Genomic DNA, 24,236 nt, shown 5'->3' on the forward strand with positions numbered 1-24,236 from the left:
GCGGGCTGATCGGCATGGAGAACACCGAAGGGCGTCCTGAACAGGGACGGACGTGGACGTGCGACAGTTCACGCTTCAGTCCTGGCCCTGGGCTGCCGCGATCGTCGCCCTGTTCGCGAACATCACCGCGATCGTGCACTCACTCCAGGGGCCAGCGGATCTCGGCGAAACCGCTGGCGTCGAGCATGAGGTGCGTGTCGGTCTGGACGAGCCGCAGCAGGACGTGGTCGCAGCCCTGGCAGCGCGCGACGATGCCCGGGCCCGCCGTCCAGACCCGTACGGCCGGGACCGGCCCGTCGTGCCCGCAACCGCCGCACCGGCCGTACGCGCCGGTGAGGTCGCGCACGAACACGGCCGACAGCTCGCCGCCGAGGACGTTGCCGTCGAGGAAGTCCTCCCCCGTCTCGCGGTCCGTCTCGTCGTGCTGGTCACTCATGGCTGCTCCTGCTCCTCAGACCCCGGTGGGGCCGAACCGCTCCGTCTTGATCCGGGCCGGGTCGTGCCCGAGTGAGATCAGCATCGCCGCGACCGACTCCACGAACCCGGTGGGGCCGCACACGAACGTCGCGGGTGCGAAGTCCGGCGGCCACGCCCAGCTGACCAGGTCGGCGACCTCGATCCGACCGACCGGGCGGGCGGCCTCCTCGGGCGCCTCGCGGGTGTAGAGGAACGCCACGTCGAGCGCCTGGTCGTCCGGACCCGGGTGCGCGAGCTCGCGGCGGAACATCCGGTCCGCGGGCGTCCGTACGGAGTAGAGCAGCCGGAACGGCGTCCGCGACCTGGCCTCGCGGCGGGTCCGCACCATCGAGACGAGCGGGACGATCCCGGACCCGCCGGCGATCAGGGTCACCGGAGTCCCGTCGGGCTCCCACACGAACCACTCGCCGATCGGGCCGCGGACCTCGATCTCGTCGCTGACCGCGAAGTCGTCGGCGAGGTACGGCGACACCTCGCCGTCGGCGACGCGTTGCACGGTGACCGCGACCCGGCGGCGTCCGCCCTGCGTGCTCGGCGCCGCGGCAGGGCTCGACAGCGAGTAGCTGCGTGTCGCGGTGTAGCCGTCGTCGGCGGTGAGCCGCAGATCGACGTGCTGGCCGGCGAGATTCCCGGGCCAACCCTCGACGTCGAGCTCGAGCGTCACCGCGCTCGCGGTCTCGGCCGTGCGGCTCACGCAGGTCGCGCGGCGCCAGGTCGCCACGTCAGTCGCCCCGGTACCGCTGCTCGCGCCACGGGTCGCCGTAGTCGTGGTAGCCGAGCGTCTCCCAGAATCCGGGTCGGTCGTGCGCCATCAGCGTGATGCTGCGGACCCACTTCGCCGACTTCCACAGGTACAGGTGCGGTACGAGGAGCCGCGCCGGCCCGCCGTGCTCGGGATGCAGCGGCTCCCCCTCGTACGTGTGGACGATCCAGGCGCGTCCGCCGCGCAGGTCAGCGAGCGGCAGGTTCGTGGTGTAGCCGCCGTACGACCCGACGGTCACGTACGAGGCCGAGGTCTCGACCCCGTCGAGCAGCACGTCGACGTCGACGCCGGTCCAGTGGGTGCCGAACTTCGACCACCGGGTCACGCAGTGCAGGTCGACGGTCGGGGTGCTCTGCGGGAGCGCCATCAGGTCCTGCCACGTCCAGCTGCGCTGCTCGCCGCTCTCGGCAGTCAGGTCGAGGCTCCAGCGATCGGTCGTGACCCGCGGCGTCGGACCGGCGGACAGGACCGGGAAGTCGCGGGTCTCGTACTGGCCGGGCGGCAGGTCGTGCTCGGACTCACGCGCGCGGCGGCGGAATCCCGGAGTCAGCGGCATGGCACGAGAATAGGTCCGCAGGAGCGGACCGGCACCTGGTCGAGCGGTGGGACGGGCGCCGTACGTCAGATCCGCGGTGCAGGCGGCTCGAGCATGGGCACGAGGACGGTCCGGGCGACCGCCCGGAGCTGCTCGACGTCGTCGATGTCGATCACCTCGCTCGGCGTCACGAGGAACGACGTCGAGATCCGCACCATCAGCTCGCCGACCAGGTCGACGTCGACGTCGTCGCTCACGTTGCCGGCCACCTGCTCGCGGCGGAGCTGGCCCGCGACGAAGCGGCTGACGGTGGCCAACGTGCGACCTGCGTCGACCATCATCGAGTGCACGACCGGGTCGGGCTCGGCGGCGAGCAGGGCTCCGATGACCGGGTTGTGCCGGATCGCCCGCAGCGCGCTGGCGAAGCCGACCTCGACCCGCTCGGCGACCGTGCGGGCAGCACCGATATCCACGAGGAACTGCGCGAAGTACGCCCGTACCTCGCGGCGCACGACCTGCTCGACGAGGACGTCCTTCGTGGCGAAGCGTCGGTAGACCGTGATCCGCGAGACCCCTGCACGCCGTGCCACGTCGGCCATGGTGGTCCGCTGGACTCCCACCCGGCTGAACTGCTCGGACGCTGCTTCGAGCACCCGTGTGGTGATGGCGTCCTCCTCGGCCAGGCTCGCGTCCTCCGCGAACGCGCGCGCCAGCAGCGAGTCCGTGTCGGTGCCCGGCGTCGCCATGCCACGACCGTACCGGGACGGGCGCGCTCGGACGGCGAACTCCGGATTGTCACGCGCCGTACCCGTCCGGAGGAGGGACTGGCGCAACCGCGCGGATTGTGGTGTCCTAGGTCACACGAGATACACGGTGCCTCATTTTGTATCTCTGTATCTCGACCGCGACCTGGACAAGGAGCCCGTCATGCCCGAACTCAGCAGGCGCAAGATCCTGATCGCCGGAGGCGCCCTCGGGGCCGCCGGCGCACTCGGCGGCCTCGGCGCCATGCCACCGGTGATGGCGCGGCCGCAGTGGAGCTGGACCGCGGCGATGTCGGTCGCCGGCGGCAGCGGCACGGGCATCGACCCGCAGTGGCTCTGGGACGACGAGGTCGACTCCCTCATGGCCGCCGTGATCGACCGCGGCGACGTGCCGCTGGTCAACCAGCACCTCGAGACCTGGACGCGCAACGACCAGCCCGTCCCCGACGGCCTGCCCGCCGACGTGAAGAACTGGATGAACCGCGCGCGCGCTCTCCCCGACTGGGTGGACCACGGCAAGCTCCGAGCCGCAGCCGACTTCAACAAGTCCCGCGGGATCCTCCTCAACCTCTGCAACGGCCCCGGCGGTGGGATGCTCAGCACCGCCATCCCGCGAGAGGCACGCGCGGTCTACTACTCCAAGGGCGGCGCCGACATGGAGGACCGGGTCGCGAAGACCAGCATCCTCGGATTCTCCGTCGGTGATCTGAACGCCTACCAGCCGGACGGCGACTGCATCGTCCAGGCCGTCAAGACCCGGATGGTGCACGCGTCCGTGCGCCACCTGCTGCCCCAGTCCCCGCACTGGACCGAGACGAGCGGCGGCCAGAAGATCCCGATCAGCATCGCCGACGTGCTCGTGACCTGGCACAGCCTGCCGACGTGGACGATGCAGAAGCTGCTCGAGTGGGACGTCCGCATGACGACCGAGGAGTCCGAGGGCTACCTGCACAGCTGGCAGGTCACCGCCCACATGCTGGGTGTTCCCGACGAGTACATCCCCGGCAGCTGGGACGCCGCGAACCTCCAGTCCAAGCAGATCTTCGACCCGGTGCTCGGGCCCACCTCCGAAGGCGTCATCCTCACCGACATCCTGCTCGGGCAGCTCGCCGAGCAGACCAGCCCCGGAAGCCTCAGCCGACCCGCGGTGAACGCGCTCGCGCGGTTCCTCGTCGGAGACAAGATCGCCGACTGGGACGGCATCCCGCGCGAGCCGTTCTGGGAGTCGGCCATCCGCGCGGTCTGGCCGGCGTTCATCCGGCTGCGTGAAGGGGCGATCCGGCTGCCGCTGGTGCCGAGCCTCGCCTGGGCGATCGACGAGGCGGCACGCAACTACCTGATGTTCTACCTGACCAAGGGGCAGGGCACGCACATCTCCATCCCCGACACCAACCGCACGTTCTGAGGCCCCCAGGGATGACGAACCACCACGGAACGGAGCAGCCCCGCCCGGACGGGATCGGACGACGGCGGTTCCTCGGGTACGTGCTCGCGGCGCCGACCCTGGCCGCGGCGGCGCAGATCGACGCACCGGGCCGCGCCCAGGCCGCGGTCACCCCCCAGCCGACGGACATCGTGGACCTCAACGACCTGATGACCGTCGCCGCGCTGCCGACGTCGCACCTCGTCACGGTGATGGTCAACACCGACGGAACCGTCTCGTTCGCCCTGCCCAGGGCCGAGGTCGGGCAGGGCATCACGACGTCGACCGCGATGCTGATCGCCGAGGAGCTCGACGTCGGTCTCGAGCGGGTGAAGGTCTCGCTCGCCGACGCCCGTCCCGAGCTCGTCTTCAACCAGCTCACGGGCGGCTCGAACACGACGATCGCGACGTACGAGCCGATCCGGGTGGCGGCGGCGGTGGCCCGCAAGCAGCTCCTGCTCGCGGCCGCCGCTCAGCTCGGCGTACCGACCGGGGACCTGACCCTCGCCGACGGTACGGTCACCGCCCCCGACGGCACCGCCCTCGACATCGGTTCGCTCGCGGAGAAGGCGGCCAGCACCCACGTCCACCGTGTGTCGGTCTCCCTCAAGCCGAGGTCGCAGTTCGCCGTGATCGGCACCGCACGCACCCGCGTCGACGCCCTCGCTGCGGTGACCGGACGCAAGACCTTCGCGATGGATCTGGACGTCCCGGACGCGAAGCCCACGATGGTCTGCCGCGCCCCCACCCTGAACGGGACGCCACGGTCGGCCGCGAACCTCGCCCAGGTCCGCTCCATGCCCGGAGTCACCGACGTGGTGACGATCTCGACCGGGATCGCCGTACGGGCGGAGACGTTCGGCCAGTGCATCGACGCGATCCAGGTGCTCGAGGTCGCGTGGCGGGACGGGACGGCGGAGGGGAAGTCCGACGACGACGTTCTCCGCGAGCTGCGCTGGGCCGAACCCTCGCTCGGGCTGCCGCCGCTCGCACCGACGATCGACGAGCGGTTCACCTTCGCGTTCCGCAGCAACAGCGCGCTCGAGACCAACTGCGCCGTCGCGGACGTCCGGTCGGACCGGGCCGAGATCTGGTCCTCGCTGAAGTCCCCGATCGTGGCCCAGCAGACGATCGCGGCCAAGCTGCGGCTGCCGGTCCGCGACGTCACCGTCCACGTGACCGAGGGCGGTGGTTCGTTCGGGCGCAAGCTCTTCTTCGATGCCGCGCTGGAGGCGGCCGAGATCTCCCGAGCGATCGGCAAGCCGGTGAAGCTCATGTGGCACCGCGCCGACGAGCCCCGCCAGGGCCGCACGCACCCGATGGCGACGTCGCGGGTGCGCACCTGGTACCTCGGCGGCCACGTGCTCGGGTTCAAGCAGGCGCACACCAGCGTGGCCACCGACCTCGGGCACGGCTTCGGCGAGCTCGTCACGGCGACGGCGGCGCACCTGCCGATCGCCGACCAGGCGTTCTCCCAGGTGTTCTTCCAGCTCTCCCAGACGATGCCGTACGAGTTCGGCGCCAGCAGCCGGATCCTCAACGAGACCGACCGCGGCTTCAACACCGGCAGCATGCGCAACGTCTACTCCCCCGACGTCACGTGCTCCCGCGAGCTCGTCGTCGACCGTCTGGCCGCGCGGATGCGGGAGGACCCGTACCGGTTCCGGCGGCGGATGCTGCGGACGGACCGCGCGCGAGCGGTGCTGGACGAGGCGGCCCGGGTCGGAGAGTGGGGCCGGTCGCTGCCCGACGGCGTCGCCCAGGGAATCGCGTTCCACGACGAGTACCGCGCCGTCAGCGCCGTCCTCGTCGAGATCGACTGCCGGCCGCAGACCGTGGGACGCCAGATCCGAGACGCCGTGACCGGGCCGCGCGTGACGAAGGCCGTCGTCGCGGTCGACGTCGGCCTCGCCGTGAACCCGAAGGGTCTGGAAGCCCAGATGATGGGCTGCGTGATGGACGGCATCGCGCACGCCCTGACGGCCGGGCTGCACCTGCGCGACGGCGCGTTCCTCGAGGCGAGCTGGGACAACGACTTCTACACCCGGCAGTGGAACACGCCTCCGGACTTCCGGGTGGTGGTGATGCCGCCGACGACCGGCGAGCCCGGGGGCGCCGGAGAGCTCGGGGTCGCCGGCGCGATGGCGGCCGTGGCCTGCGCGTACGCCCGGGCGACCGGGTCGATGCCGACCCGCTTCCCGATCAACCACGGCACGCTGTCGTTCGAGCCGAAGCCCCCCGTACCGCCCGTACCGCAGTCACCGACCGACGGCCTGGACCACGTCCGCTGAGCCACCCGCCGAGCACAGGAGAAGAACGCGTGCCGAACCACACCTTCGTCGTCAACGGAGACCGGATCACCGTCGACCTCCCCGACGACGTCCGGCTGCTCTGGGTGCTGCGCGACGTGCTCGGGATCACCGGCCCCAAGTACGGCTGCGGCATCAACGTGTGCAAGGCCTGCACCAGCCACATCAACGGCCGCGCTTTCAACCCGTGCGCGGTCCCGGTCTCCGAGGTGGGGCCGGACGACGAGATCACCACCATCGAAGGGCTGCCCGCCACCGTCGGTCGCGACCTGCACCCGATGCAGGAGGCGTGGCTGGAGCACGACGTCGCGCAGTGCGGATACTGCCAGCCCGGTCAGATCATGGCGGCGGTCGACCTCGTCCGGCGGGTCGAGGCCGAGGGCCGCGAGATCACCGACGACGACCTCGACACCCTCCGCAACATCTGCCGCTGCGGGACCTACCCGCGCATCCGCGACGCGATCAGGACCGGCGCCGCCGCGATGTAGACCGTGGTGCCGGCGCACGGTCAAAGCCGGCCCTGTCGGCGCGCGCAGGCCCTATCGTGAGGTGCAACCGCACCGGCCGGGCCGGCTGCACCCGCACGCCCACGCAGATGGACGCCTATGCCGAGACCGACGATCCTCACCGTCGACGACGACCCCCAGGTCGCCGACGCGCTCGTCCGGGACCTCAAGGACCAGTACGGCGAGGAGTTCCGCGTCCTCGGGGCGACGTCCGGCGCCGAGGCGCTGGACCTGCTCGCGTCGCTGGCGCTGCGCGGCGACCCGGTCGCGCTGATCGTCACCGATCAGCGGATGCCGTCGATCAGCGGGACCGAGCTGCTGGCCCGCTCCCGCGAGCACGCTCCCGACGCGAAGCTCCTGCTGCTCACCGCGTACGCCGACACCGACGTCGCGATCGCGGCGATCAACGAGATCGGCCTCGACTACTACCTGCTCAAACCGTGGGACCCGCCGCAGGAGCGGCTCTTCCCCGTCGTCGAGGACCTGCTCGGCGACTGGCGGTCGGCCCACCCCGACGTCACCACGCAGATCAGGGTCGTCGGCGACCGGTGGTCCGACCGGACGTACGAGCTGAAGACGTTCCTCGCCCGCAACCACGTCCCGTACCTGTGGCTGGACGTCGAGCGCGACGCGGAGGGGCGCCGGCTGCACGAGGCGGCCGGCGGGGACGATGCCGACCTGCCGCTGGTGCTCCCGCCGGACGCTCCGCCGCTGCGCTCGCCGAGCGTGCGCGACCTCGCGACCGCGCTCGACCTGCACACCGACGCCAGCCAGCCGCTCTACGACGTGTGCATCGTCGGTGGTGGGCCCGCCGGGCTGGCCGCGGGCGTCTACGCCGCGTCGGAAGGGCTGAGCACCGTGATCGTCGAGCGGCAGGCGCCGGGCGGGCAGGCAGGCCAGAGCGCCGCGATCGAGAACTACCTGGGGTTCCCCCGCGGACTCAGCGGCGCCGATCTGGCGCAGCGGGCCCTCGCGCAGGTCATGCGGTTCGGCGCCGAGCTCGTGCTCGCCCGCGACGTGGTCGGTCTGGAGCGGCGGGGCCCCGTCCGTGCGGTCCTGCTCGAGGGCGACGGGGTGGTCGAGGCCCGCTCGGTGGTCGTGGCCAGCGGCGTCGCGTACCGACGGCTCGAGGCCGACGGGATCGAGCGGCTCCAGGGGCGCGGGGTCTACTACGGAGCGACCGCCAGCGATGCCGCGCAGGTCCGTGACGACGTGGTGTACGTCGTGGGTGGGGCGAACTCCGCGGGGCAGGCCGTGCTCAACCTCGCGCGTTACGCGAAGGAGGTCGTGATGGTGGTCCGGGGCACCGACCTGGCCGACACGATGTCGAGCTACCTGGTCGAGCGCATCACCAGCACTCCGAACATCACCGTGCGGACCGACAGCGAGATCGCCTCGGCCGACGGTGACGGGCACCTCGAGCGCCTGTGCGTGCGGACGCGGTCGAGCGGCGAGTCCGACGAGGTGGTCGCGCACTGGCTCTTCGTCTTCATCGGAGCCTCACCTCGGACGGACTGGCTCGGTGGTGACGTCGCTCGCGACGACCACGGCTTCGTCCTCACCGGTCCGGACCTGACGGCGCGCGCGACCTCGCCGACCTGGCCGCTCGAGCGACCGCCCGGCCTGCTCGAGACCACCGTGCCCGGCGTGTTCGCCGCCGGCGACGTGCGGCTGGACTCGATGAAACGGGTCGCCTCGGCCGTCGGCGACGGAGCGATGTCGATCTCGCTCGTGCACCGCTACCTCGGGTCGTTGTGATGCTTGCCGACGAGCTGGGCACGATCGAGCTGCTCGCCGGTCTCACCGAGGAGCAGCGCTCGGAGCTCGCGTCGCGCGCGGACGTCGTGGCCTTCGCGCGGGACGAGGTCCTGTGGATCGAGGGCGAGCACGCCGACAGCTGGTGGGTGCTGCTCGAGGGGGTGGTCGCGCTGTCGCGCAGGGTCGGCCGCGAGGACGTGATCGTCGCGAGGATGGACGTTCCCGGGCGGTGGGCCGGAGGGTTCCAGGCGTGGGACGACGAGGGCTTCTACCTCGCGACCGCGCGCGCGACGAGCAACGGCCGGATGCTGCGCCTGGACGCGACCGACCTGCGCGCGCTGCTCGACGCCTGGTTCCCGTTCGGCGGGCACCTGGTCAACGGGCTCTACCACACCGCCCGGTCGGTCGAGTCCACCGTCCGGCAGCGCGCCTCGCTCATCACGCTCGGCACGCTCGCGGCGGGACTCGCCCACGAGCTCAACAATCCGGCCGCTGCCGCGACCCGAGCGGTCGACGGTCTCGGCGAGGCCTGCGACGCCCTCCTCGGATGCCTGATCGGTCTCGCTCGGCACGACCTGACGCCCACGCAGTTCCTCGCGCTCGACGACCTGCGGAGCGAGCTCCGGGCTGCTCCTCGGCCTCCGGACGCTCTGACCCTCGCCGACCGTGAGGACGAGCTCGCCGACTGGCTCGTCCGGCATGCCGTGAGCCGACCGCGGAGACTGGCCGCGACCTTCGCCGCCGCCGGCGCCGACGTCGTCTGGGCCGGCCGGGTCTCCGCCGCGCTCCCCGGGCCCGCGCTCGAGCTCGGTCTCGGCTGGGTCGCGGCGACGCTCGATGCCTCCACCCTCCTGGAGCGGACGAAGGAGTCGACGCGGCGAGTCTCCGAGCTCGTCGCCTCGGTCCGTTCGTACTCGCAGATGGACCGCGCCTCCCGGCAGGAGATCGACGTCCGGGACGGGCTCGAGAACACCTTGACGATGCTCGGCCACCGACTGCACGGTCCGATCGACGTCGTGCGCCGCTACGACGACCCACCCGCGATCGACGCGCACCCGGGCGAGCTCAACCAGGTCTGGACCAACGTGATCAGCAACGCGCTCGACGCGATGGACGACGCGGGGACGCTGACGATCGCGGCGTACGGCGAGCAGGACCACGTGGTCGTCGAGATCGGCGACACCGGGCCGGGCATGCCCGACGACGTCGCGGCTCGGGCGTTCGAACCGTTCTTCACCACGAAGGAGATCGGCGACGGGACCGGACTCGGCCTCGACATCGCACGACGGATCGTCGTCGAACGACACGGCGGGACGATCGACCTCCGCACGTCGGCGGACGGGACGACGATGGTGGTCCGGCTCCCGGTGCACAGGGCGGAGTGAGCAGTACAGTCCTCGAGATGGACCCGATCACGATCGTCACGGGCGGCACCCGAGGGATCGGCGCGTCGGTCGCCCGTCGCCTGGCGACCGAGGGGCACACCCTGGTGCTCGGCTACGCCCACGACGACGGAGCGGCCCGCGACCTGAGCGACGAGCTCACCGAGCAGACCCCGGTCCGACTCGTCCGTTCCGACATCACCACCGACCGCGGAGTCGAGGCGCTGTACGAGGCTGCCGCCGAGCTGGGTGAGGTCACCGGCCTCGTGAACAACGCCGGTGCGACGCTTCACCTCGGCACGCTGGCGACCACGCCGACCGCCACCGTCCGGGCGGTCGTGGACCTGAACCTCACCGCCGCCGTCCTGTGTGCACGACGCGCCGTGATCGCGTTCGAGGAAGCCGGGACCCCGGGCACGATCGTCAACGTCTCCTCCGTCGCGGCAGCGACCGGGTCGCCGGGCGAGTACGTCCACTACGCCGCGGCCAAGGCCGGGATCGACGCGCTCACGTACGGGCTCGCGAAGGAGACGGCAGCACTCGGGATCCGCGTCGTCGGAGTTGCGCCCGGGATGGTCGAGACCCGGATCCACGCCGACGCCGGCGACCCCGACCGGCTCGAGCGTCTCGCCGGGCGGATCCCGATGGGCCGCGTCGGCGTCCCGGACGACATCGCGTCCGCGATCGCGTGGCTGCTCACGGACGAGGCGTCGTACATCACCGGGACGACCCTGCGGGTCGCCGGAGGTCTGTGACCGGACCGCACGGGAAGCCCGGGCCCCGACCGGGGACGGTGCCCGTGTCGCGCACGGGTCCGATCGCGCCGCACGGGCGTGACCGTGGGTTGGTGTCCACACCATCACCGACGCCCGCGCCGCACCACGCGCGCACGCCCGTACGCCCCGTCGTCGTCGGCATCGACGGCGGGCCGCGGGATGCTCGAGTCGTCGCGTGGGCAGGAGTCCGTGCGTGGGCCGGTCGCCATCCGCTGCGCCTGGTGCACGCGTTCCGACAGACGACCTCCACCGATCCGTTCGGCACGATCTCGTGGTGGGATCCGGCCGCGCGGGACGAGGCCGAGCAGTTCGTCGCACGCGTAGCGGCCCACGTCCGGGCCCGGGCGCCCTCGGTCCAGGTCACCACGACCACCCTCGCGATGGGCCCGGTGGCAGCTCTCGCCTGGGAAGGCAACGGGGCCGAGGTCGTCGTCATCGGGCGCAGCCGACGGGCGTGGTTCCGGCCCACGGGCCTGTCGGTCGAGGCGCGGCTGGCCCGGCGGGTGCCCGGACGTGTCGTCGTCGTCGGCCCGGACGACGAGACGCTGCGGTGACCGCTCAGGCCTCGGAGTACGCCGAGGCGAGCTCCTTGCGCGAGGTGACCCCGAGCTTGCGGAACACCTTGTGCAGGTGCCACTCCACCGTCCGCGGGCTCACGAACAGCTGGGCCCCGATCTCGGGGTTGCTGTGGCCTGATGCTGCGAGCTTCGCGATCTGGGCCTCCTGGGCCGAGAGCTCCTCGCGGCCCTCGGAGGACCGCGCCACGGTACGTTCCCCGGCGGATGCCAGCTCCTGCCGGGCACGCTCCTCGAAGGCCTCCATCCGGATGTCCGTGAACAGCTCGAGAGCTCGGCGGAGCTCGACCCGTGCATCGTCTCGGCGGCCGGCGCTGCGGAGCCACTCGCCGTACAGCAGGTGTGCGCGGGCCAGCTCGGGGCGGAGCGAGGTGCGGGCCAGCCGTTCTGCGGCCTCCCGGTAGGCCGGCTCCGCGTCGGCGCCGCCGGTGAGCAGAGCGCGGGCCCGCGCCTGGATCCCGAGCGCCCAGTCGCCTCCGGCGGCGTCGGTCGCCTCGGCGAGACGCTCGTAGGCCTCGCGCGCAAGATCGTGCCGGGAGCTCCGCACCGCGGACTCGACCAGCTCGCTCGTCGCCCAGCTCGACACGAACAGCTCGGGGGTGTCGTCCGCAGCGGCCTGTGCGTACGGGAGCGCGCGGTCGTGCTCACCGCGGCCGTTGTAGAGCATCGCCGCAGACCAGCGCGCGTACTGGATCGCGATCCCCTGGCGCCCGGCGGTCGCGTCGTCGATCGTGCGGCCGATCAAGGTCACCGCCTCGCTCTCCCGCCCCCGCATGCCGGCGAGAACCAGCGCGCCGTACGGGGCCACCCTCGTCCCGGTCGCCTCCGTGACGGCCTCGGCCTCCGCGACGAGCGAGGCCGCGCGGGTGAAGTCGCCACCGAGCGCCTCCGCCTGCGCGAGCACGTTGGCGCCCACCGGGAGAACGGTCAGTGCACCGGCCTCCCGCGCGGCCGTCACCTCGCGCGACGTCACCGACCGGCAGGTGTCGTAGTCCCACGCCATCACGGCCGCGGCGGTCGCGAGCCACCCCCACCGCAGCACGTCCTCGAGCGTCACGGCGTCGCCGTCGAACCCCTGCGCGGCTCTGCGGAGGACCGGCACGGCCACGGCGCGTCCGCGCGTGATCGCCTGGGCGAACCCGGCGAGCAGGAGCGTGGGCGGCGTGTCGGTGACCGTGCCGGCGCCGCTCTCGCCGTCCCAGCTCGCCGCGTGGGTGGAGACCTCCCGCAGACCGATGCGACCGGCGAGCGGTCCGGCGAACAGCGCCGCGCTCCAGGCGTCGAGGCAGGTGCGCTGCGCGAGCCGAGGGTCGAGCGGCTCGAGCAGGGTCGCCGCGTCGAGCAGGAGGGCCGGAGCGTCGCCGTCGCGGCTGCGGGAGTACGCCGTGTCGGCCCGGACCAGCTCCGCGCGCGCACGCTGCAGCTCGCTCAGCGGTGCGGCCTCCGCGGTCGCGAGCAGCCGCAGGGCAGCGTCGAACGCCCCGGCCTGCAGGCTCACCTCCGCGGCCACCAGCGCGCGCTCGGCTCGCTGCACGGGGTCCTCGCTGAGGGCCGCCGCACGTTCGAGGAAGCGTGCGGCGGCCCCGAGGCCGCCGCGGGCCCGGGCCCGGTCCGAGGACCGTTCGAGCAGGTCCGCGACCGCCGCGTCCGGACCGTCCGCCGCCATCGCGCGATGCCACGCCCGTCGGTCGGGATCGGTCTGCGCGTCGGTGGCCTCGGCCAGCGCGCGGTGCACGGCCCGGCGATCATCGGGCGACGCGTGGTCGTAGATCGCCGAGCGGACGAGCGGGTGTCGGAAGCTGACCCGGCTGTCGATCCGCAGGAGCCCGTCGGTCTCGACGCTGTCGGCGGCCGAGAGCCCGATCCCCAGGAGGTCGGTTGCTCTCCAGAGGAGCACGGGGTCGCCGCTCGGCTCGGCGGCCGCGAGGAGCAGCAGCGTGCGTACCTCGTCGGGGAGGCCCTCGAGCCGCACGCGGTACGCCTTCTCCACCTGCCCCGGAGCAGGAGCCGACTGCGTGGTCGCCAAGCCGCCGACGACGTCGCCCGAGCCCGGACCGCGGGGCAGCTCCAGCAGGGCGAGCGGGTTCCCGCGCGCTTCGGAGACGACCCGGTCGAGCACGGCCGCGTCGAGCGGGCCGGGCGTCACCTGCCGCAGCAGACGGCGCGCGTCGTCGTCGTCGAGCCCGTGCAGGGTCAGCTCGGGCAGACCCGACAGGTCGTCGCCGTCGACGACCGGGTCGCGCACCGCGAACACGATCAGCACCCGATCGGCACCGAGCCGTCGAGCGACGAACGCCAGGACCTGGCGGGAGGCCTGGTCCAGCCACTGGGCGTCGTCGACCACGCAGACCAGCGGCTGCGACTCTGCCGCCTCCGAGAGCAGCGTCAGGACCGCGAGGCCGATCAGGAAGCGGTCCGGCGGCGCGCCCCCGTGCAGGCCGAAGGCGACGCCCAGCGCCGCCGCCTGCGGCGCCGGCAGCGCGCCCAGGCCATCGAGGAACGGCGCGCACAGGAGGTGCAGCCCGGCGTGGGCGAGCTCGACCTCCGACTCGATCCCGTTGGCCCGGACCACCCGGAACCCCTCTGCGCGGTCGCACAGGTCGTCGAGCATCGCGGTCTTGCCCACGCCCGCCTCGCCCCGCACCACCAGCACACCGCTGCGCCCGCCGCGCACGCTCGACAGGAGCCGGTCGAGCGTCTCGCTCTCACGGCGTCGCCCCAGCAGCGTCGGACCAGACCCGGGTCCCGGCATGGCGACACAGTACCGGCGGTGCGGCGGTCCGGCGCCTTCGTGCGCTGCACCGTACGCTCCGGCACGTCCGGCGCGCGTGACGTACGGGAGGCGCCGCACCCCCGCGACGACGCCTCCCGTACGGGCCTGTGTGCGCCGGCTCAGCCGAACGCCTTCCAGAACGCGCAGTGGTGGCGCTCGGCGAACGTGCCGTCGACGACGGGACCGGTCGACGTGAGCGAGAGGATCCGTTCACGCCGGTCGTCGAAGCGCGGCCACGTGCCCTGCCGGGTCGACGGCGATCCGGTGGCGGCGAACTGTGCCCACGCACTCCTCATCGTCCGGGCGAGCGCCTCCTGGCTCGGCGTGAGCGTCGCGGGAGCCGCGTTCGGGAGGCCGAAGAGGTACTGGAGCTCGGTCTGGTGGGTCGCGACGTACGGCGGGCCGAGCGCGTCCGGCACGAAGCGCTCGGGCGCGGTGTCGTCGTTGAACTCGTAGCCGTACGTCGGGACGTACTTCGCCGCAGCCCGGTCGAGCACGAGGGCGGGGCACGAGAAGTTCGCATCCGACGACAGCGCGCTGAACGCCAGCGCCGCCGACCCGTACGACTCCACGGGATACTCGGCTGCGGCAGCCGCCGCCTTCGGCGCCGAGACACCGAGGGTCGTGGAGATGACGTCCTCGTACGAGTCCACGGTGATCGGACCCGGCAGCGCAACGGTCGCGCCGTTGCTGACGCTGAGCCCCAGGTTGGTGAAGATCCGCTCCTCCTCGTGGTTCGACCCGTTGACCAGCGGGACGCGGTGGAACCGACCGGCTGCGATCGCTGACCCCACGGACTCCCGGATCACGGCGCCGTCGACGATCCCAGGGGTGTACGACAGCGGCTCGTTGGCCACGAGCGTCGACGCGGGGAGGGCGCGCAGGCACTCGGCCGTCTGCTCGGGGCAGCCGGCCGCCTCCGCGAAGGTGCGCCCGTCGGCCTCGCCCTGCCTGAGCGACTCCTGCTTCGGCGCGAACGCCCCGCTCTGGACGACCGCACGCTGGAACAGCCCGCGCGCGCCCGGCGACACCAGCTGGTTGAGCACCGACAGGCCGCCCGCGGACTGGCCGGCGATCGTCACGTTGCGCGGGTCGCCTCCGAACCGGCCGATGTTGCGCTGCACCCACCGCAGCGCCGCCTGCTGGTCCATCAGCCCGTAGTTGCCCGACGCGCCGCCGCGGTGGCGTGCCAGCGCGGGGTGGGCCAGGAAGCCGAGCGGACCGAGCCGGTAGTTGATGGTGACGACCACGGTGCCCTCGGCGGCGAGCTGGGTCGCGTCGTAGTCCGCTCCCTCCCCGATCGCGTAGCCTCCCCCGTGGATCCAGACCAGCACCGGCAGCGCCCGACGACCGTGCGGCGCACGGGTCGGCGCCGTCACGTTCAGCGCGAGGCAGTCCTCGCTGCTGCCGTTCGGGCTCGGAGGCGCCTGCGGGCAGACCGGTCCGAACGCGCTCGCGTCGCGGATCCCCCGCCACGGGCGTACGCGCTGCGGCGGGCGCCAGCGCAGCGACCCCAGCGGCGGCGCCGCGTACGGGACCCCGCGGAACTCCTGCACGTCCCCGGTGACGGTGCCGCGCAGCAGACCGCCGTCGACCTCGACCACCGGGGCGCGGTGGCTGTGCTGCGCATGGCCCTTCGACGGGTTCGCGGCTGCGTCGGGGACGACGGTGTCCGGTGAGAACCCGGCGACGACGCCGAGGAGTGCGAGCAGCACGATCCCGACCCGCAGCGCCACCGGGCGCCGCGACGGTGGTGCTGTCTTCTGTGTCTGCATGATGGGCTCCTTCGGTGATGGAGCCTCCACCGTCGTCGCTCGCGCGCTCACCTCGCGCCCGTGCTCACCCCCGGGTCGCGACGCCCCCGTGCCCGGGCCGCAGACCTGGTGCGCCCGGCGGCGACGGGTCCCTACCCTCCCCCGCCGGCGCGCTCGAGAGCCGAGCGCAGCTGGCGACGCGACGACAGACCGAGCTTCGCGAAGACCTTGTGCAGGTGCCACTCGACCGTGCGCGGGCTCAGGAAGAGCTGCGCACCGATCTCGGTGTTCGTGCTGCCTGCCGCGGCCAGGCGCGCGATCTGGTGCTCCTGGGCGGTCAGGTCGTCCAGCGTGTCCGGCGTCCGACGGCGCGCGGTCTCACCCGTCGCCGCCAGCTCGCGGCGCGCTCGCTCGGCGAAGGCGTCGGCTCCCATCTCGGTGAACATGGTGTGGGCGAGCCGCAGCTGGTGGCGCGCGTCGACCCGTCGGTTCTCCCGTCGCAGCCACTCGCCGTAGACGAGGTGCGTGCGCGCCAGCGCCGTGCGAACGGACGTCTGCCCGAGCAGCTCCAGGCTCTCCTCGTACAGCGTCTCGGCCTCGGCGCCCTCGCACAGCATCGCGCGACAGCGCGCCGCGACGCCCCGGGCCCAGGCCGTCCCGCAGCCGTCCGCGATCTCGACGAGCCGATCGACCGCCTCGCGTGCGCGGTCGTGCCGCGCGCTGCGCACCGCCGCCTCCGCCCGTTCGGCCACGCACCACAGCGCGAGGCCCAGGTCGTACGGGTGCTCGGCGATCTCCTCGGTCGCCTCGAACGCCTCGTCGTAGCGGCCGAGGGCGTTGCGGACCAACGCGCTCATCCAGCCGGTCGCGACGAACCATTGTCCCTCTCCGCGGTCGAGCACGCCGGCGCTCCTGCTCGCCCGCAGCGCATCGGTCGCCGCGAGGTCACCGCGGTAGGCCGCCAGCCATCCCGAGCGGTCGAGGCTGGCCGGTGAGCCGATCACCTCGACGACGGTCGCGGCATCCGTCGCGATGGCGGAGGCCGTCGCGACGTCACCGACCAGGAGCGCGTACGACACCTGCTCAGCCATCGCGACGGGCAGCAGCGCCACCCTGCCCGAGCGGCGCGCGAGACGGACCTGCCGCTCGCTGAACCGAGCCAGGGCGGCGTCGTCGGCCACGATCCGCGCGACCAGGCAGCCGACCCACAGCCACCTCAGCGCGTCGTCGTCCTCGACCGTCTCCTCGTCCAACGCGTCCAGCGCCGATCGCAGCGCCGGCGCTCCCGCGGCGTACCCGTCGGTGGTCAGGACGGCGAGGCCGTGCAGGATCAGGTCGCTCGCACGCTCCGGCTCTCCCAGCGACCCTACCTCCTCGGCGGCCAGGACGGCCGCCGCGACGTCACGCACGTCAGCTCCGCGCGCGAGCCGCCCGGCCGACAGTGCCGCCAGGAACGCCCACAAGAAGGTCTCGCGGGCCGTGGTCGGGTCGTGCGGGGCCAGGCCGTGGGCAGCCCGTACGTAGAGAGCGGTCGCGTCGCGCCCGCGCGCCGTCGCGTACGAGACGTGGGCGCGCACGAGGTCGGCGCGGGCGCGCTCGTGGTCCCCGAGCGGGCCGGCCTCCGCGATCGCCACGAGCCGAAGCGCCTCCTGCGCGGAGCCGACCGGGTAGGTCTCCTCGGCCGCGGCGAGAGCCCGACGGGAACGGACGGCCGGGTCCGGGGTGAGCTCGACGGCACGTGCCCGGAACGCCGCCCCGGCAGCGATCCCGCCGCGGCCCCGGGCACGGTCGGCCGACGCCTCCAGCTCGGCCGCGACGGTCTCGTCCAGGCCGGCCGTGGCGCGGGCGAGGTGCCAGGCCCGACGGTCGGGGTCGGACTCGCGGTCGGTCACCTCCGCCAGCGCGCGGTCCGCCGCCCGCCGCTCCTGCGCCGACGCGGCGTGCCACGCGGCCGAGCGTACGAGCGGGTGGCGGAACAGAACGTGTCCGGCCAGGTTGACCAGGCCCTCCTGCGTCGCGGGTGCGGCGGCCTCCGGCCCGACCCCGAGGCGTTCGGCGGCCTTGAAGATCCGGACGGGGTCACCGGCGGGCTCGCACGCCGCGAGAAGGAGCAGGAGACGCGTGTCCGCCGGGAGATCGGCGATCTGGCGCGCGAAGCTCTGCTCGACGCGGCGCGACACCGACCGTTCGGAGGGCACGGGATGGCCGTCGGCGACCTGGTCGGAGCGGCGACCGCGGTTCAGCTCGAGCAGCGCGAGAGGGTTTCCGCCGGACTCGGCCACGATGCGGTCGCGGACGGCCGCATCGAGCGAGCCTGGGACCACCGCGTCGAGCAGCTCGCCCGCGATCGCGGGCTCGAGCCCGGCGAGGCGCAGCTCCTCGACGCCGGTCAGGAACCTGTGCCCCACGCCGTCGCGCACGGCGAAGACCAGCCCGACGGACTCGGCCACGAGCCGCCGTGCCACGAAGGCCAGCACCTCGGCCGACGCACGATCGAGCCACTGGGCGTCGTCGACCACCCACACCAGCGGCCGCCCGGAGGCGACGACCGACGCCAGGCCGAGCAGGGCCAGCCCGACGATGAACCGGTCCGGCGGGGTTCCCTCCTTGCGGCCGAACGCCACCGCCAGGGCGTCGGCCTGCGGCTCGGGGAGCTCGTCGAGGCGGTCGAGGAACGGCGCGCAGAGCTGCTGCGCTCCCGCGTAGGCGAGCTCCATCTCGGACTCGACGGCCGTCGACCGGACCACCTGGCACCCCGCGACCTCGGCGCCGCGGCCGACGTGGTCCAGCATCGCGGTCTTGCCGATCCCGGCTTCGCCCCGCACCGCGAGCGCACGGCTCTGGCCGGCGAGCAGGCTGGCGACGAGACGATCGAGGACCTCGCGCTCGCGTCGCCGGCCGAGCAGCCGAGGAGCATCGTCCTCGACCGCCGGCGGGAACGGCCGACGCACCACGACCCCGGCGGAGAGCGGAGTCTCCGGCGGCGCCGGGTGCGGCCCGCTCACGTCACGCTCGTCCTGCGAGGAACTCGAGCAGCGCCGAGTTGACCTCCTCGGGGAAGGTCCAGCAGACGTTGTGCGGGCCCTCCTCGACCTCGACCACCCTCAGGTCGACGATCAGCTCCTCGTCGCGCAGCCGGGCCGCCGTCGCCTCGAACGGAAGGATCCGGTCCGCCGTGCCGTGGATGACCAGCGTCGGGACGTCGATCTTCGGCAGGTCGGGCCGGAAGTCGGTGAGCCACGAGTCGACGCAGGCGTACGACGCGTACGCCGACGAGCCCGCCGCCACACCGAAGGCGTTGCGGAGCGCCGCGTCGCTGATCCGCTCCGGCGCCAGGACGTCGGTGTTGAAGAAGTTCGCGAAGAAGTCGTCGAAGTACGCGTAGCGGTCCGCGACGACCGCCTCCTTGATCTCCTCGAACACGCTCCCCGGCACCCCCTTCGGGTTGTCCTCGGTCTGCAGGAGGTACGGCGGGATGACGCCGATCAGCACGGCACGGTCGATCCCCTCCGAGCCGTACGTCCCCAGGTACCGCGTCACCTCGCCCGTCCCCATCGAGAATCCGACGAGCGTGGCGTCCTCGTCAAGCGCCAGGTGGTCCAGGACCGCCTTCAGGTCGGCGGCGAACGTGTCGTAGTCGTAGCCCGTCGTGGGCTGCGACGACGCCCCGAAGCCTCGCCGGTCGTAGGTGATGCAGCGGAAGCCCTCGGCGAGCAGCGCGCGTTCCTGGCGCTCCCAGGAGGCCCCGCTCAACGGGTAGCCGTGCACGAGGACGACCGGGTGGCCGGTGCCGTGGTCCTCGTAGTGGATCTCGATGTCGGTGGAGTTCTCCTGACCGACGATGACTGTTCCCATGGTGATCTCCTTGTCGTGGGACGGTCGATGGATCGGTGGGTGGGTCCAGTACGGGGTCCGCCGGGTGGTCCGGCGTCACGACCGGTCGACCCGGATGCGGGTCAGCTCGAGCGAGCGGATCAGCCAGCGGCCGTCGTGACGCACGTAGGTCTCGTGGAAGTGGCCGAAGCCGTGCGCCCGGCGGCCGAGGTCGCTGCCGGTGGCCGGATAGATGAGGTGGTCCTCCATCGCCCAGACCCCGTCCGCGCGGGTGGGCGACACGATCGTGAGCTCGGCGCTGAACGCGTGCACCACGACCTGGGCGCCGCCGAGCCGCCGGCTCAGCGTCAGGCCCACGTCCGGTGCGTCGGCGAAGTACGTCAGGTGCCCGTCCACGTCGTAGACGCGGACCTGCCCGTTCGGTGCGAACAGCGGGTCCAGCTCGCGCCAGGCGCCGGCCCCGAGCAGGCGGCAGTACCGCGCCTTCAGCGTGCGGAGCTCCTGCACGGCGACGAGGCGGTCGACGTCGCCGGTCGTCACGTCGGGAGCTCCTGGCCCGCCTGCTCGCGCACCATGTACTCGGCGTACCAGTCGGGCCACCCCGGGTCCTCGTGTCCGGTGCGGGCCTCGTGCTCGCCGTGGGCCGCGGCCGCCCTCCGCAACGCCTCCGCCAGCGCGGCGGAGTCGCCGAACGAGGTCCACAGGATCCGCCCCGGGATGCGCGCCGTCACCTCCTGGACGATCCACTCGTTGCCGTCAGGGTCCTCGAACGACACGAACGATCCGTACGACCGACGCTCGGGCGCGAGACCCTCGACGCGCTCGGCCGTACCCGCGTGGTGGAACACGCCCCCCGAGTCGTGGAAGATCCCGCTCACCTCGACCTCGCGGCCGACCAGGTCGGATCGCGTGGCCTCGATGTCGGACACGACGAGCTGGAGGCCCCGGACGGAGCCGGGCGCCGCGGACGTCAGCCCGGTCCCGAAGATCACCGACGTGGGCGACCCCGGCGGCGTGAACTCCACGACGCGGAAGTCGTCGCTCATGGACTTGTCGATGTCTTCGCGCCACCCCAGTCGCGAGTAGAACGCCTTGGCGCGGTCGACGTCGCTGACCGGGATGACGACGACCTCGATCTTCATCGTCGCCGTGGCGACATCGCGGGTCGTGCGTCGCTCCATCTCGATGCTGCTCATGGCTGCGTCCTCTCGTGGGTCGGCTCTGTCTCTCGACCATGACCCCGACCGACGTGCGCTCGCGCCCGTGATCACCCCGGGTCGTGCCCGGGCCGGACGGGTGCGTCACGTCGGTCGTCGTGCGGACGAGCGAGGGGCGCGCGCTCGCTTCGATCTGGAGCGGGCAGTCCGCGATGCCGCTGCTGCGGGGATGACGCAGGCCGAGATCGCGTATGAGATCGGACGCAGCCAACCAGAAGTTTCCCGGCTCCTGCACTTCCGCGGCACGAGCGCGCGCAAAGGCCCTCCGGCACCGGCGCCGCGCCATCAATGCGCTCGTACGCGACGCCGGTGGGCGTCACGTACGAGTCTTCGGTTCGGTCGCCACGGGCGTTGATCGCGACGACTCCGATATCGACCTGCTGTTCACGATGACGAAGCCGATGAGCCTGATGGCCCTTGGTCGGCTCGAGCAGAAGATCAGCGACCTCGTCGGCGTGCGGGTGGATCTGGTCCCGGACAGCGCGGTGCGTCCTGAGTTTCGCGACCGCATCGAGGCCGAGGCCGTCCCGCTGTGACCCGGAGCGACGTCGAGGTCCTCGAGGACGCGCTCGCCCAGTCGTCGTACCGGCTCACGCCTCCGGTCGCGGCACGCGCACCAGTGCCAGGGGTACGTGGTGCTGCCCGGCGTGCATGTCGCGATCGCGCAGCGAGCCCTGGCTGATCGGCCGCGGGAACGAGATCTTGACGACGTTCAGCGACGGGATCCGGAAGATCTGCACGTCGTCGGCATCCACCCGGTAGAGGTGCGCGATCACCTGCTCGCTCACGTACGCCTCGTCGGCCGCGAGCCGGTACGACGCCGCGTCGCGCATGAAGAGCTCCATCGTGACCCAGAACGGGCCGGCGTTCTTCGAGCGGACCTCGAGGGCGAGCTCGCCCAGGGCGACGGACTCTGGTGCGACGGAGTCCGGCGCGACGGTCTCCACCGCGGCGGCCTCGGGAACGGTGGTCTCGCTCATCGGGTCTCCCCCATCTCGATCCGGAACAGGCTCGTCGGTGTCGGCGACTCGACCACGTGGTTGAGCACGAACTCGTACGCCGCACCGCGCTCGATCTCGGCCGGCGACGTAGCGAACGCGAAGCTCGGCAGGTAGTCCATGTCGGGCGTGGGCAGGTGCAGCATGAGCGGGTTCGCGACCTTCGCCACCGCCGTGGCGGTGGCCTGGTCGGCCGCGCTGACCAGCAGCATCACGGCGACCTCGCGCGGCGGCCCGGTCTCGGGCTCGAGCTCGTCCAGCACCGCGTTGTGCCCGTAGAGCCGCAGGTCGAAGGCGTACTCGTCGGTCGACAGGCCGAGCGTCTGGCCCACCCGCTCGGTGATGATCGTGCGCATCAGGGCGGACCAGCGACCGAGGTCGCCCAGCACGAGCGGGTCGCGGATCGCCGAGAACGAGATCGTCTCGTAGCCCGACAGCCGCGCACCCTCGAGCTTGATGGTGTGCTGCTCGGCGACGTGGAACCGCGACCCCTCGACGCGCACCCGCCGATCGTCCAGCGCGACGTAGGTCGCGTCGCTGACGTCGAGCTCACCGTCGGGCTCGCGCATCCGGAACGGGTTCACCGTCTCGTACAGCATGTGCGCGGCGACGGAGGTGGGCGTGCAGGCGGCGTCGGTGTCGAGCGGCTCGATCTCGAACCCCTGCGCGTCGACCGTCGCGAGCACGCCTCCGGCACGTGGGTTGGTCGTGCACTGCCCGCCGCACTCGACGATCTTGGCCATGTGCCAGGTCGGGCCGGCGGGCATCCCCTTGATCAGTGGGTACGCGGCGGCGATCGCCGTGTCGGTCGCCCGGCCGGCGAAGACCACCTGGGCGCCGGACTGCAACGCCTCGACGATCGGCTCGTGGCCCATCGCCCCCACGATGTGCGTGCAGCTCTGCAGGGTCTCGGCGGTGAGCTGACCGAGCGGCGGCAGCGGGTGGATGCGTCCGGCCGACAGGTGCTCCTTGAGGTCGACGGCGCTCTGCTCGCTGTAGATCCGGGCGACCCGAAGGTCGAGCCCTTCCTCGGCCATCACCTGGGCGGCGAGCCCGGCGACCCAGTCGACCCCGGAGTCCGTCCCGCTCGTCCCGCAGGATCCGACGATCAGCGGGATGTCGGCGCGCGCCGCCGCCTTCAGCAGGCTCCGTAGGTCGCGAGCGACCGCGGCCGCGGTGGTCTTGGGCTTCGACGCGCCCAGGTAGGCCGGCCCGGAGTCGGTCGATCCGCCGTCGACGGAGATGACGTCGGCGCCGAGCGCGAGCGCGCGCTCGACCGTCGACTCCGCGAACCCGGCGCCGAGCATGCCCGTCGGCGCGAAGACGCGAACGGAGTCGGCGGGACGGTCGTGGGTGGTGCTCATGAGGGCTGTCCTCCTGCAGTGAGGGCGTCGGCGGCGGCCGTACGGGGCGCCGCGTCGATCAGGTGCTGGTTCACGCTCGAGCGCGGTCGTCCGGCGAGGGCCGCGACGATCTCCTCCGCGCCGCGCATCCCGGCGGCGGCACGCGCCTCGGCAGTCTGGCCGGCCATGTGGGAGTAGACGACGATCCCGTCGACGTCGCGCAGCGGGCTGTCCGGTGGCAGCGGCTCGGCGGCGACGACGTCGAGCGCCGCGCCGGCGATCCGACGGTCACGGACGGCGTCGACCAGTGCCTGCTCGTCGACGATCGGCCCGCGTGCGGTGTTGATCAGGATCGCGTTCGGCTTCATCCGCGTGAACGCGTCGGCGTCGATCAGGCCACGCGTGCGGTCGTTGAGCGCGGTGTGGATCGACACGTAGTCCGAGCGCGCGAGCAGCTCCTCGAGGCCGACGAAGCTGACCTCCCCGGCGACGTCACCCCGCTCGTCCGGCGGCACCTGCGTCGTGCAGAGCACCTCCATCCCGAACGCCCGCGCCAGCGGTGTCACCGCACGCGCCGACGCGCCGAAGCCGACCAGCCCGAGCGTCGCGCCGCGCAGCTCGTGCCCGTCCTCGCGGGGCCAGCCGCCGGCGGCGACACCGGCCGCGCTCGCGACCAGGCGGCGGGCCGACGCGAGCAGCAGGCCGAGCGTGTACTCCGCAACCGCGTTCGCGTTGATCCCCGGCAGGTTGCTCACCGTGATCCCGTGCCGGGCTGCCGCCTCGACGTCGACCGAGTCGTACCCGACACCCGTCCGTACGACCGCACGGAGGCGGTCGGCGCGGCCGAGGACGTCGGCGGTCATCGGCTCGTTCGCGATCAGGGCGGCGTCGATCCCTTCGAGCGCCGCGGCGAGCTCCTCAGGGTCCCGAGCTCCGCGCATCGGCAGGTGGACGGTGTCCATCCCGGCGGCGCGCAGGTACGCGTCGACGTCGTCGCCGGGGCACAGGTAGTCGGTGGTGATGAGGACGCGGGGCACGGGATCTCCTTC

General features: G+C 72.7%; 21 protein-coding genes. 8 read left to right on the forward strand and 13 right to left on the reverse strand.

All coding sequences use genetic code 11. The features are described from left to right. Positions 1-139: 139 nt before the first annotated feature. The 4 genes from CLV56_RS18520 to CLV56_RS18535 all read right to left on the reverse strand — a co-directional run bounded on the left by CLV56_RS18520 (position 140) and on the right by CLV56_RS18535 (position 2,521). Complete coding sequence (locus tag CLV56_RS18520) at positions 140-436, reverse strand: DUF6510 family protein (RefSeq protein WP_100415419.1); 297 nt, start codon at positions 434-436, stop codon at positions 140-142. 15 nt (positions 437-451) lie between these two features. Continuing rightward, a complete protein-coding gene (locus CLV56_RS18525; RefSeq protein WP_039348066.1) occupies positions 452-1,198 on the reverse strand; it encodes a ferredoxin reductase in 747 nt (248 codons plus the stop codon). Position 1,199: 1 nt separating this feature from the next. Then, a complete protein-coding gene (locus CLV56_RS18530; RefSeq protein WP_039348062.1) occupies positions 1,200-1,796 on the reverse strand; it encodes a sulfite oxidase-like oxidoreductase in 597 nt (198 codons plus the stop codon). 65 nt (positions 1,797-1,861) lie between these two features. Further along, positions 1,862-2,521 carry a TetR/AcrR family transcriptional regulator gene (locus CLV56_RS18535; RefSeq protein ID WP_100415420.1) on the reverse strand — a complete coding sequence of 220 codons (660 nt, stop codon included), beginning with the start codon at positions 2,519-2,521 and terminating at the stop codon, positions 1,862-1,864. Positions 2,522-2,702: 181 nt separating this feature from the next. On the opposite strand from CLV56_RS18535, the gene CLV56_RS18540 reads away from it, so the two are divergent. From CLV56_RS18540 to CLV56_RS18570, 7 genes are all read left to right on the forward strand, one after another. After that, positions 2,703-3,944 (forward strand): oxygenase MpaB family protein, encoded by a 1,242-nt coding sequence (locus tag CLV56_RS18540; RefSeq protein ID WP_039348059.1) that lies wholly within the window; start codon positions 2,703-2,705, stop codon positions 3,942-3,944. Between the two features lie 11 nt (positions 3,945-3,955). Then, positions 3,956-6,253: a molybdopterin cofactor-binding domain-containing protein gene (locus CLV56_RS18545; protein WP_039348056.1), complete on the forward strand. Its 2,298-nt coding sequence runs from the start codon at positions 3,956-3,958 to the stop codon at positions 6,251-6,253. 29 nt (positions 6,254-6,282) lie between these two features. Further along, positions 6,283-6,759 (forward strand): (2Fe-2S)-binding protein, encoded by a 477-nt coding sequence (locus CLV56_RS18550; RefSeq protein WP_039348053.1) that lies wholly within the window; start codon positions 6,283-6,285, stop codon positions 6,757-6,759. A gap of 117 nt (positions 6,760-6,876) precedes the next feature. Next, positions 6,877-8,535: an NAD(P)/FAD-dependent oxidoreductase gene (locus CLV56_RS18555; protein ID WP_039348050.1), complete on the forward strand. Its 1,659-nt coding sequence runs from the start codon at positions 6,877-6,879 to the stop codon at positions 8,533-8,535. After that, positions 8,535-9,920, forward strand: coding sequence for a sensor histidine kinase (locus CLV56_RS18560; RefSeq protein ID WP_039348047.1), 1,386 nt, complete (start codon positions 8,535-8,537; stop codon positions 9,918-9,920). The genes CLV56_RS18555 and CLV56_RS18560 overlap by 1 nt, the downstream gene beginning before the upstream one ends. 17 nt (positions 9,921-9,937) lie before the next feature. After that, complete coding sequence (locus CLV56_RS18565; RefSeq protein WP_039348044.1) at positions 9,938-10,672, forward strand: SDR family NAD(P)-dependent oxidoreductase; 735 nt, start codon at positions 9,938-9,940, stop codon at positions 10,670-10,672. A gap of 92 nt (positions 10,673-10,764) precedes the next feature. Beyond that, positions 10,765-11,247, forward strand: a complete 483-nt coding sequence (locus CLV56_RS18570) for a universal stress protein (RefSeq protein ID WP_157805223.1) — start codon at positions 10,765-10,767, stop codon at positions 11,245-11,247. Positions 11,248-11,251: 4 nt separating this feature from the next. Here CLV56_RS18570 and CLV56_RS18575 read toward each other — a convergent pair whose 3' ends face one another. The 6 genes from CLV56_RS18575 to CLV56_RS18600 form a co-directional block, all read right to left on the reverse strand. Then, positions 11,252-14,020 (reverse strand): helix-turn-helix transcriptional regulator, encoded by a 2,769-nt coding sequence (locus CLV56_RS18575; RefSeq protein ID WP_039348038.1) that lies wholly within the window; start codon positions 14,018-14,020, stop codon positions 11,252-11,254. 140 nt (positions 14,021-14,160) lie between these two features. Next, complete coding sequence (locus CLV56_RS18580) at positions 14,161-15,816, reverse strand: carboxylesterase/lipase family protein (RefSeq protein WP_100415422.1); 1,656 nt, start codon at positions 15,814-15,816, stop codon at positions 14,161-14,163. A 131-nt stretch (positions 15,817-15,947) separates the two neighbouring features. Continuing rightward, a complete protein-coding gene (locus tag CLV56_RS18585; protein WP_211288196.1) occupies positions 15,948-18,800 on the reverse strand; it encodes an ATP-binding protein in 2,853 nt (950 codons plus the stop codon). 1 nt (position 18,801) lies between these two features. Continuing rightward, on the reverse strand, positions 18,802-19,650 hold the full coding sequence (locus CLV56_RS18590; protein WP_039348035.1) for an alpha/beta fold hydrolase: 849 nt from the start codon (positions 19,648-19,650) through the stop codon (positions 18,802-18,804). 75 nt (positions 19,651-19,725) lie between these two features. After that, positions 19,726-20,169, reverse strand: coding sequence for a nuclear transport factor 2 family protein (locus tag CLV56_RS18595; RefSeq protein WP_157805224.1), 444 nt, complete (start codon positions 20,167-20,169; stop codon positions 19,726-19,728). Further along, positions 20,166-20,825: a VOC family protein gene (locus tag CLV56_RS18600; protein WP_245857989.1), complete on the reverse strand. Its 660-nt coding sequence runs from the start codon at positions 20,823-20,825 to the stop codon at positions 20,166-20,168. The genes CLV56_RS18595 and CLV56_RS18600 overlap by 4 nt, the downstream gene beginning before the upstream one ends. A 212-nt stretch (positions 20,826-21,037) precedes the next feature. Here CLV56_RS18600 and CLV56_RS21275 point away from each other — a divergent pair, with 212 nt between their 5' ends. Further along, a complete protein-coding gene (locus tag CLV56_RS21275) occupies positions 21,038-21,382 on the forward strand; it encodes a nucleotidyltransferase family protein (protein ID WP_245857990.1) in 345 nt (114 codons plus the stop codon). 54 nt (positions 21,383-21,436) lie between these two features. Here the strand turns inward: CLV56_RS21275 and CLV56_RS18610 are convergent, their stop codons facing one another. Genes CLV56_RS18610 through CLV56_RS18620 form a run of 3 tightly spaced genes read right to left on the reverse strand, consistent with a single transcriptional unit; the run spans position 21,437 to position 24,224 of the window. Continuing rightward, on the reverse strand, positions 21,437-21,826 hold the full coding sequence (locus tag CLV56_RS18610) for a DUF4387 domain-containing protein (protein WP_100415424.1): 390 nt from the start codon (positions 21,824-21,826) through the stop codon (positions 21,437-21,439). Next, positions 21,823-23,208, reverse strand: coding sequence for an acyclic terpene utilization AtuA family protein (locus CLV56_RS18615; protein ID WP_039348032.1), 1,386 nt, complete (start codon positions 23,206-23,208; stop codon positions 21,823-21,825). The genes CLV56_RS18610 and CLV56_RS18615 overlap by 4 nt, the downstream gene beginning before the upstream one ends. Beyond that, positions 23,205-24,224 carry a phosphoglycerate dehydrogenase gene (locus CLV56_RS18620; protein WP_100415425.1) on the reverse strand — a complete coding sequence of 340 codons (1,020 nt, stop codon included), beginning with the start codon at positions 24,222-24,224 and terminating at the stop codon, positions 23,205-23,207. Before CLV56_RS18620 ends, CLV56_RS18615 begins: the two co-directional genes overlap by 4 nt. Positions 24,225-24,236 lie beyond the last annotated feature (12 nt).

Origin of the sequence: Mumia flava (genome assembly GCF_002797495.1) — a bacterium.
Classification (GTDB): domain Bacteria; phylum Actinomycetota; class Actinomycetes; order Propionibacteriales; family Nocardioidaceae; genus Mumia; species Mumia flava.

What these genes read in the sequence shown, in the direction of transcription:
- CLV56_RS18615 (WP_039348032.1), bottom strand. Translation starts at nt 23,208, where the DNA reads ATGAGCACCACCCACGACCGTCCCGCCGACTCCGTTCGCGTCTTCGCG.
- CLV56_RS18545 (WP_039348056.1), top strand. Translation starts at nt 3,956, where the DNA reads ATGACGAACCACCACGGAACGGAGCAGCCCCGCCCGGACGGGATCGGA.
- CLV56_RS18535 (WP_100415420.1), bottom strand. Translation starts at nt 2,521, where the DNA reads ATGGCGACGCCGGGCACCGACACGGACTCGCTGCTGGCGCGCGCGTTC.
- CLV56_RS18520 (WP_100415419.1), bottom strand. Translation starts at nt 436, where the DNA reads ATGAGTGACCAGCACGACGAGACGGACCGCGAGACGGGGGAGGACTTC.
- CLV56_RS18575 (WP_039348038.1), bottom strand. Translation starts at nt 14,020, where the DNA reads ATGCCGGGACCCGGGTCTGGTCCGACGCTGCTGGGGCGACGCCGTGAG.
- CLV56_RS21275 (WP_245857990.1), top strand. Translation starts at nt 21,038, where the DNA reads ATGAGATCGGACGCAGCCAACCAGAAGTTTCCCGGCTCCTGCACTTCC.
- CLV56_RS18560 (WP_039348047.1), top strand. Translation starts at nt 8,535, where the DNA reads ATGCTTGCCGACGAGCTGGGCACGATCGAGCTGCTCGCCGGTCTCACC.
- CLV56_RS18610 (WP_100415424.1), bottom strand. Translation starts at nt 21,826, where the DNA reads ATGAGCGAGACCACCGTTCCCGAGGCCGCCGCGGTGGAGACCGTCGCG.
- CLV56_RS18540 (WP_039348059.1), top strand. Translation starts at nt 2,703, where the DNA reads ATGCCCGAACTCAGCAGGCGCAAGATCCTGATCGCCGGAGGCGCCCTC.
- CLV56_RS18580 (WP_100415422.1), bottom strand. Translation starts at nt 15,816, where the DNA reads ATGCAGACACAGAAGACAGCACCACCGTCGCGGCGCCCGGTGGCGCTG.
- CLV56_RS18565 (WP_039348044.1), top strand. Translation starts at nt 9,938, where the DNA reads ATGGACCCGATCACGATCGTCACGGGCGGCACCCGAGGGATCGGCGCG.
- CLV56_RS18555 (WP_039348050.1), top strand. Translation starts at nt 6,877, where the DNA reads ATGCCGAGACCGACGATCCTCACCGTCGACGACGACCCCCAGGTCGCC.
- CLV56_RS18590 (WP_039348035.1), bottom strand. Translation starts at nt 19,650, where the DNA reads ATGGGAACAGTCATCGTCGGTCAGGAGAACTCCACCGACATCGAGATC.
- CLV56_RS18600 (WP_245857989.1), bottom strand. Translation starts at nt 20,825, where the DNA reads ATGAGCAGCATCGAGATGGAGCGACGCACGACCCGCGATGTCGCCACG.
- CLV56_RS18530 (WP_039348062.1), bottom strand. Translation starts at nt 1,796, where the DNA reads ATGCCGCTGACTCCGGGATTCCGCCGCCGCGCGCGTGAGTCCGAGCAC.